Annotated in this window: 11 protein-coding genes; 1 reads left to right on the top strand and 10 read right to left on the bottom strand. The window is 63.6% G+C overall.

Annotated features, from left to right (window positions below; all coding sequences use genetic code 11):
- Positions 1 to 624 (bottom strand): sensor histidine kinase (locus H7U37_RS13790; protein ID WP_204876576.1); only part of this gene is annotated, 624 nt, incomplete at its 3' end.
- A gap of 299 nt (positions 625 to 923) precedes the next feature.
- Between H7U37_RS13790 and gap the strand changes: the two genes are divergently transcribed.
- Complete coding sequence (gap, locus tag H7U37_RS13795; RefSeq protein WP_204876579.1) at positions 924 to 1,934, top strand: type I glyceraldehyde-3-phosphate dehydrogenase; 1,011 nt, start codon at positions 924 to 926, stop codon at positions 1,932 to 1,934.
- A gap of 74 nt (positions 1,935 to 2,008) precedes the next feature.
- Here the strand turns inward: gap and H7U37_RS13800 are convergent, their stop codons facing one another.
- From H7U37_RS13800 to H7U37_RS13840, 9 genes are all read right to left on the bottom strand, one after another.
- The gene (locus tag H7U37_RS13800; RefSeq protein ID WP_204876581.1) at positions 2,009 to 2,467 is read right to left on the bottom strand and encodes a hypothetical protein; all 459 of its coding nucleotides are present in this window, start codon (positions 2,465 to 2,467) and stop codon (positions 2,009 to 2,011) included.
- Positions 2,468 to 2,479: 12 nt separating this feature from the next.
- On the bottom strand, positions 2,480 to 3,544 hold the full coding sequence (locus H7U37_RS13805) for a type IV pilus twitching motility protein PilT (protein WP_204876587.1): 1,065 nt from the start codon (positions 3,542 to 3,544) through the stop codon (positions 2,480 to 2,482).
- Positions 3,541 to 3,948, bottom strand: coding sequence for a hypothetical protein (locus tag H7U37_RS13810; protein WP_204876588.1), 408 nt, complete (start codon positions 3,946 to 3,948; stop codon positions 3,541 to 3,543). Before H7U37_RS13810 ends, H7U37_RS13805 begins: the two co-directional genes overlap by 4 nt.
- On the bottom strand, positions 3,945 to 4,289 hold the full coding sequence (locus tag H7U37_RS13815) for a type IV pilus modification PilV family protein (RefSeq protein ID WP_204876589.1): 345 nt from the start codon (positions 4,287 to 4,289) through the stop codon (positions 3,945 to 3,947). The genes H7U37_RS13810 and H7U37_RS13815 overlap by 4 nt, the downstream gene beginning before the upstream one ends.
- On the bottom strand, positions 4,286 to 4,780 hold the full coding sequence (locus H7U37_RS13820) for a DUF4860 domain-containing protein (protein WP_204876590.1): 495 nt from the start codon (positions 4,778 to 4,780) through the stop codon (positions 4,286 to 4,288). The genes H7U37_RS13815 and H7U37_RS13820 overlap by 4 nt, the downstream gene beginning before the upstream one ends.
- 24 nt (positions 4,781 to 4,804) lie before the next feature.
- A complete protein-coding gene (locus tag H7U37_RS13825) occupies positions 4,805 to 5,134 on the bottom strand; it encodes a hypothetical protein (RefSeq protein ID WP_204876591.1) in 330 nt (109 codons plus the stop codon).
- Between the two features lie 22 nt (positions 5,135 to 5,156).
- Positions 5,157 to 6,206, bottom strand: a complete 1,050-nt coding sequence (locus H7U37_RS13830; RefSeq protein WP_204876592.1) for a type II secretion system F family protein — start codon at positions 6,204 to 6,206, stop codon at positions 5,157 to 5,159.
- A gap of 36 nt (positions 6,207 to 6,242) precedes the next feature.
- Positions 6,243 to 7,163: a transglutaminase-like domain-containing protein gene (locus H7U37_RS16120; RefSeq protein WP_204876596.1), complete on the bottom strand. Its 921-nt coding sequence runs from the start codon at positions 7,161 to 7,163 to the stop codon at positions 6,243 to 6,245.
- Positions 7,164 to 7,211: 48 nt separating this feature from the next.
- Positions 7,212 to 7,809: sortase (locus H7U37_RS13840; protein ID WP_204876597.1), on the bottom strand; the 598-nt coding region annotated here is incomplete at its 5' end.

Consider the following 7,809-nt stretch of genomic DNA (forward strand, 5'->3'; position numbering starts at 1 on the left):
GACCAGGGCCAGGGCGCCCCCCTCCCGGCGGGGCTCCAGCACCAGGGAGCCGCCGTGGAGCTTGGCGATCTCATGGGCGATGTCCAGCCCCAGGCCCAGGGCGCCGCCCCGGCGCTCCAGCGGGTCGCCGGAAGAAGAGCCGCCGCTGTCCCACACGGTGAAAAGGGCCCGCTGTCCGTTGGCGGACAGGCGCAGCCCCACCGCGCCCTTCGGGCCGGCGGCGTGGAGGGCGTTGTCCATAAGGAGGAGGAGCATCCTTCTGAGGAGATGGGGGTCGCCGGAGAGCAGGCAGCCCTTGCCCTCCTGTTCATAGCGGAAGGAGACCTGGAGCTCCCGGCACACCGAGGAGAGCTGATCGGACAGCTGCTGGGTCAGCTGGAAAAGGTCCAGCGGCCGGGGACGAAACAGCGGGGCCTCGCCCCGGCGCGCCAGGTCGGCAAAATCGGCGCTGCGCATGAGGCGGAGCATCCGGTAGATACTCTGATTGGCAATGGCCAGATATTGGTCATATTTCCGATCCTGTTCCCGGATCACCGGCGTAAGCAGTTGGAGGGCGGCGGAGAGATTGCCCACCTGCTCCCGCAGCTCCTCCAGTAAGTCAGGTATCCAGTCCTTTACCTCCATATTGGTCCACGCTCCTCTCCAACCGGCGCCGAAATGTGCTTCCCTAGCATATGCAGTGGGCGCTTAGTTTTCTCACTTAATATGAGTATAGCAAATACTGGTCCGCGCAACAAGCTTAATTGTCGGCTTATGTGTTATAATGTCGGATATTGTCGAATTTGTTTTCCGGCTTTCTGTGGAATTCACAGTTTTTTTGCAAAAGCCCTCTTTTCTTTTTGGCTGACTTGGGATATAATAGGAACGCGCGAAGGTAACACACCAAGGTAACACACCAAAAACTTTGTGAAGGAGAGATTCCAATGAGCATCAAAGTTGGTATCAATGGCTTTGGCCGCATCGGCCGCATGGTTTTCCGTGCCACCGTCAATCACCCCGAGATCGAGATCGTCGGCATCAATGACCTGTGCCCCGCCGACTATCTGGCTTATATGCTGAAGTACGACACCATGCACGGCAAGTTCGCCGCCGATGTGAGCAGCGACGACAAGGGCATCGTGGTCAATGGCAAGAGCATCCCCGTTTTCGCCGAGCGCGATCCCGCCAACATCCCCTGGGGCGATCTGGGCGCTGAGTACGTCGTGGAGTCCACCGGCCTGTTCCTGACCAAGGAGAAGGCCCAGGCCCACCTGAAGGCCGGCGCCAAGAAGGTCGTCATGTCCGCTCCTTCCAAGGACGACACCCCCATGTTCGTGTGCGGCGTGAACCTGGACAAGTACACCTCCGACATGGACTTCGTGTCCAACGCCTCCTGCACCACCAACTGCCTGGCCCCCATCGCCAAGGTCCTCAACGACGCCTTCGGCATCACCGACGGCCTGATGACCACCGTTCACTCCACCACCGCCACTCAGAAGACCGTTGACGGTGTCTCCATGAAGGATTGGCGCGGCGGCCGCGCTGCTTCCGGCAACATCATCCCCTCTTCCACCGGCGCCGCCAAGGCCGTGGGCAAGGTCATCCCCGCTCTGAACGGCAAGCTGACCGGTATGTCCATGCGTGTTCCCACCCTGGACGTGTCCGTGGTCGACCTGACCGTCAACCTGGCCAAGCCCGCCACCTATGATGAGATCTGCGCCGCTATGAAGGCCGCCTCCGAGGGCGAGCTGAAGGGCGTTCTGGGCTACACCGACGAGGACGTGGTTTCCTCCGACTTCCTGGGCGACACCCGTACCTCCATCTTCGACAAGAAGGCCGGTATCGCTCTGACCGACACCTTCGTGAAGGTCGTCTCCTGGTACGACAACGAGGTCGGCTACTCCAACAAGGTCCTGGAGCTCATCGAGCACATGTACTCTGTCGACCACAAGTAAGCCTTCGCGCTGGTCTGACACTTGCGTCGAAAATCCCCGCCGGATCACTCCGGCGGGGATTTTTTTGCCTTTTGTCAATGTCTGCGGCCCTGTACAAAGGGGAGCAGATGGCGGTCAATGAGCTTTAAGAGGGCCAATACGCTCTGGTAATCGCTGCGGGGGCTGCCGTCCAGCCAGTCCACAAAGCCCTGCCAGGTGGTGTTGCGGCGGGTGATGACATAGAGCTCGAAGGTGGTGACCTGACCGGCTGCTTCCGCCACCGCTTCGGGAGCCATCCCCTCCGCCAGGCTGGGAGCCAGCGGCAGGTCCATGGGCTCCCAGCCGTCGCCAAAGGTCCGCTTGCGCTCAAAGGCCTGGGGGAAATTCTGCCGGTCGAAGATCTCCTCCAGCTGGAGCAGCAGGTCGCCTACGTCGGAAAAGGTGAGGGGGGCGGTCAGCCGGCGGCTGAATACCCGCCCCTGGATGCTGCCCACCCGGCACTCATCCACACAGATGCGCAGGACCGCGTCATAGTGATTGATTTTCGCGGGCACGGATACACCCCCTTATACGCCGGCCGAGAGCCGCCGCTCCATCCACTCGCTGTTGATGCTGTGCCGCAGGGCCTCGGTGGCGGAGATGCGCTTACTCTGGACCAGGCGCAGCAGGCTCTGGTCCATGCTGACCATGCCCTCGGCGGCGCTCTGGGAGATGACGTTGTCGATCTGGTAGGCTTTGGACTCCCGGATCATGTTGCGAATGGCGTTGTTGACGCTCATGACCTCAAAGGCGGGCACCAGGGAGCCGTCCCCGGTGGGGATGAGCTGCTGGGAGACCACGCCCTCCAGCACCATGGACAGCTGGGTGCGGATCTGCTGCTGCTGTTCGGAGGGGAAGGAGTCCACGATGCGGTCGATGGTGCTGGACGCCCCCACGGTGTGAAGGGTGGAGATGACCAGGTGTCCGGTCTCGGCGGCGGTGACGGCGGCCCGGATGGTGTCGGCGTCCCGCATCTCGCCCAGCAGGATGATATCGGGGGCCTCCCGGAGGGCGGCCCGGAGGGCGGTGTCATAGGAGGCGGTGTCGGTGGACAGCTCCCGCTGGGTGACCACGCTCATCTTGTGGTGATGGAGGTACTCGATGGGGTCCTCAATGGTGATGATGTGGCTGTTGCGGGTGGAGTTGATCTGGTCCACCAGACAGGCCAGGGTGGTGGTCTTGCCGCTGCCCGCCGGGCCGGTGATGAGCACCATGCCTCTGGTGCGGTTGGCAAAGGCCATGACGTTGTCGGGGATGCCCAGGGCTTTGCGGTCTGGGAGGGAAAAGGAGACCACGCGGATGACCAGTCCCAGAGAGCCCCGCTGCTTGAAGGCGTTGATGCGGAAGCGGGAGAGGCCGGGGATGGAGACCGAGAAGTCGTCGTCGCCGCAGGCGGTGAGACGGCTGAAATCCCGGTTGTCCGCCAGGCGGTAGAGCTCCTCCACCAGGGTGCGGATGTCGTCCGGCAGCAGGCGCTGGCCCTCCCGCTGGATGAGGCCGTTGATTTTGAAGCCGGCGGGCATACCGGCGATAATCAACACGTCGGAGGCCTCGTCGGCAACGGCGCGGCGCAGAATCTCTTCAATGGTCATGGCGTATCTTCTCCTTCCTGGAAGCCCTGAAAGAGCTGAGGTGTATCGGCGATCTCTTCCTCCGCCGGCTCGTCGGTGACGGTGGTCCAGGCGCCGATGACAGGCGCGCCGGTCTCGTCCCGGAAAAAGCGGATGTGGAGATGCTGATTGTCGGTCATGGGAATGTCCTGCTCCAGCTCGGCTGCCTGACCGGCGGAAAAATCGGCCCACAGCCGGGCGGCCTGGGCGTCGGCGGAATAGTAGGCGGACACCGTGTCGGCGTTGATCTGAGAGAGGGCCAGATCCGCCCGGGCGCTGGACAGGGTCAGGGCGGCAAAGATGGACAGGGTGAGCACCAGCAGCACGGTAAAGATGGTGATGATGCCGATGCCCATGGGAGAGGTCATCTGGGTTTGCTCTTTCACGGTTCGGTCACCTCCTGGGGCCAGGCCACCGTGAGGGTGTAAATGGTCTCCCCCTCATAGGCCACCTGGATCTCCCCCTCCACCAGGCCGTCCCGGCTGGTGAGCTGGGGGGTAAGGGTATAACCCTCCGGCGGCTGAGGACAGGCGTCCTCCTGCCCGGCCCGGAGGGCTTCGGCGGCGCTCTGGGCCAGGTAGACCGCCTGGGTCAGACGGGTGCTCTCCTGGCTCATGGCGCGGGCGTGGAGCAGCAGCCCCACACACACCGCCGCGCAAAGGGTAAAGCTGAACAGGCTGAAGATCAGCTCCAGCAAAAAGAGATTGGACCGTTTGGCCCCCTTCATGCCGCCACCTCCCCGGTCACATCCACCCCGCAGCGGGGCATGAGGCTGGTGGCGTACTGGCTGCCGTCCTGGGTGAGGGTGATGGTCAGCAGACCGTCGGACACGGTGAAGGACAAAGCGTCCACCGGCAGCACGGCGTCCCCGTCAGCGGCGGTGAGGCCGGAGCCGGACTGGGTGTAGAGGGTGCAAAGCTGCCCGTCGTAGACGTAGAGGAGGGTCACATAGTCCCCCTCGGAGAGGGCCAGGGCCTCCGTTCCGTCGAATCGGCCCACCAGGACCTGCCCGTCCTCCAAGTCGGCGCAGCGGCGGACCTGGTTGACCACGTAGGACAGGGCGGTGCGCTGGCCGTAATTCTCGTCAGAGGCGGCCACAACCCCCCGGTAGACGCTGCTGCCCATCAGGGTGACGCCCATGGCCAGCAGGAAAAAGAGGGCGCACAGGGCCGCCACCAGCGCGCCGCGCAGGGGGGAGACCCATTTGGCTCCATTCATTCAGGCTCACTCCTTCCAAGGCCGTCAGGGCGTGGGCGCTTCCACATCGGACAGGGCCAAGACGGTGATATCGGGCATCAGGTTGGAGGCCAGATATTGATAATCTACAAAATACCGGTCCTCGTCCACCTGGACGCCGTAGGTGGTTTTCAGATAGTCCAGATTGGGGGGATACATCCCCTCCAGCGCGTAGCACTGGACGGCTGCCCGGCGGATGGAGGCCTCGGTCATGGCCAGACCCTCCTGGTCCGCCTGTCCGCCCAGACCGCCCGCCGCCAGCGCCAGCGCCGCCGGCAGCACCGCCAGCATCAGCACGATCATCAGAACCCGGCGGATCAACGGATGATTACGCATAGGCACCTCCTGTCTCCGCCGCTCAGCCGCCGATGGCGGAGAGCACGCCCAGCAGAGGGAGCATCACCGACAGCAGCACCAGCCCCACCGCCAGACACAGCACGATGACCAGCGTATACTCAAACCGGCCCAGCAGAGCGCCCAGCTTCTCGTCGGCCTCGCTCTGACACCGGCGGGCCAGCTCCTCCATGGCCTGCTCCGACACGCCCGAGCGGAAGCCGGCGGACAAAAGCCCGGCCTGAAGGCCGGTAAAGAGCCCGCTCTCCTCCACCGCCTTGGGGAAGGCGGTGCCGTCCAGCATGGCCTTGCGGCAGGTGTTCAGGGCGGGGGAGAGGGCGGTGCCGTCCAGCAGATCGCACACCCGGTCCATGGCCTCGTCCAGAGCCAGGCCGCTGGAGAGCATCAGGGCCATGGCGGCGGCGAAGCGGCTCCGGTCCACCGCCTGGGAGGCGGCGGTACGGCCCATCAGGCGGCTCATGGCGGCTTGTCCCTTGCTGGTGCGGAACATCCAAAGCACCCAGGCCGCCGCCAGCACCAGCACCACGGCAAAGACCATGGCCACATATTTGCTGATGTCGCCAAACTGCATCAGGCCCTGGGCGATGGGGGACAGACTGACTCCCAGCTGCTGAAAGACCTGCTGAAAGACAGGGAGCACCCGCATCACCAGGGCCAGAAAGACCACCGCGATGAGGACCGCCATGACGGCGGGGTAGAGAATGGCCTGCCGGAGGCTGCCGCGGATGGCAGACTCCCGGCGGTAGTAGGCGGAGAGGGCGGTGAGCACCCGGTCCAGACGGCCGGCGCGCTCACCGATTTCCACCATGCGGAGAAAGTAGTTGGGGAAGCGGTCGGCCTCCCGCAGGGCCTGGGAGAGGGAGCCGCCCTCCAGCAGCACGGCATGGACCTTCTGGAGCAGCTGACGCTCCTTTCCCTCGGGCGCGTCGGCGGCCAGAATGCCCACGCTCTCCTCCGAGCCGATGCCCGCCCCCACCATCAGCGAGAGCTGATAGCAGAGGACAGACAGCTCGTCAGGCCCCATGAGGGCCTTCTTGCGTTCCTTGCGATTCATGTGCACATCTCCCTTTCCCCCCTGCGGGGCCGCGTTTTAGTAGGCGTACTTCTCGCTGTAATTGGCTTCGTTGGTGACGTACTTCTTGATGGCCATGCTGCCGTTGCTGGTGGAGACGAAGGTGGGGTCCATCAGGGTCCAGTTCTCGCCGTCGAAGTAGATGTAGTAGTCCACCCAGCCGGTGCCCTCCAGATAGACGTTGATCCAGGCGTGGTAGACGGTGCCGGCGTAGCCCACCACCAGCTTGCAGGGGATGTTCTGGGAGCGGAGCATGGAGGCCATGACGGCGGAGTAGTCAAAGCAGATGCCCTTCTTGGCGGCCAGGACCGAGTCCACCACCGGCAGATAGCCCGTGGGAGGATTGGCGGCCAGGGCGTAGTCATAGGTAAAATTCTTGGTGACCCAGTTGAAGATGGCCTCCACCTTCTTCACGTCGGTGGTGGCGTTGGCGGCGGAGACAATCTCGGCGGCCTTGGACACCACGGCGGAGGTGTCGGTGAAGTTGACGTACTGGTTGGGATAGAGGAAGGGCAGCAGCTCGTTGCGCAGCTTCATGGTGACGCTGGTGGAGTAGGCGGTGGCGTACTTGGTGCCGCTGGTGTTCTCATAGACCTTGATGGAGTAGGTGCCGTCGCCCTCGGTGAGGGGGAAGGTCTCGGCGGTGCCGGAGTTGTTGAGGTTATAGGTATAAGTAGTGCCGCCGGTCTTGGTGATCTGCACCTTGATGCGCACGTTCTTACCGCCGGTATACTTGATGCTCACCAGGCCCTCGGCCAGGTTGGTGGCGTCCACGGCGGCCTTGGAGTTGGAGTAGACGGTCACGCCGCTGCTGAGGGTGATGCGGTTGGGGATGGTCTTGGCCTGGGCGTTGATGTAGAGGGCGGTGCCCACGCCGCCGGCCACCAGGGCCAGGGCGATCACGCCGGCGATCACGCGGCTCTTCAGGGTACGAAACATGGAAGGTTCCTCCTTAAGAGTAAATAATAGATGTTAGAGTAAGATGATTTATGGTACAACAGCCGTGGTTTCCGCGGGCTGTGGGGTGGTTGCTGCAAGGCTCTGGGCCTCCTCGGCGGTACCGGCCGGGTAGGAAAAGGTCCCGTCGTTGTCCAGCACCCGGATCAGCCGGGCCTGGATGATGAGCCGGTGATCGGAGACGCCGATGGGCGTACAGGTGGTCAGGGTCAGGGTAGAGTAGCCGTGGCAGTAGATGGGGCTCCAGTCGCTGGGCTCCACCACATAGCTCTTTTCCCAGAGGTACTGATAGATGTGGGTCTCGTCGGTCAGGTAGAGGAAATCGCCGTCGGTCAGGGTGTCCAGGTAGTAGAAGGGCACGTCGTCGGTGATCTGGCCGTTGCGGACCCAGTTGCGGTGTCCGGCAATGGAGACGTTGCCGCCGGTCTCGCCGGGCAGCTGGGCGTAATCGTAGAGGCCCAGACCCTGGAGGAGGGTGTTCTCGTCGGTGCCGTCCAGCACCGGAGCGTCCACGTCCAGGCGGGGGATCTGGAGGGAGAGGGAGCCGCTTTCATAGTTTTTGCGGGCCTCGGTGACAAACAGGCTGTCCTGTGGGAGGCCGCCGTCGTCGGGCGCCAGGGTAGGGGCC

It is taken from the genome of Pseudoflavonifractor phocaeensis (assembly GCF_016901735.1).
Taxonomy (GTDB): Bacteria; Bacillota; Clostridia; order Oscillospirales; family Oscillospiraceae; genus Pseudoflavonifractor_A.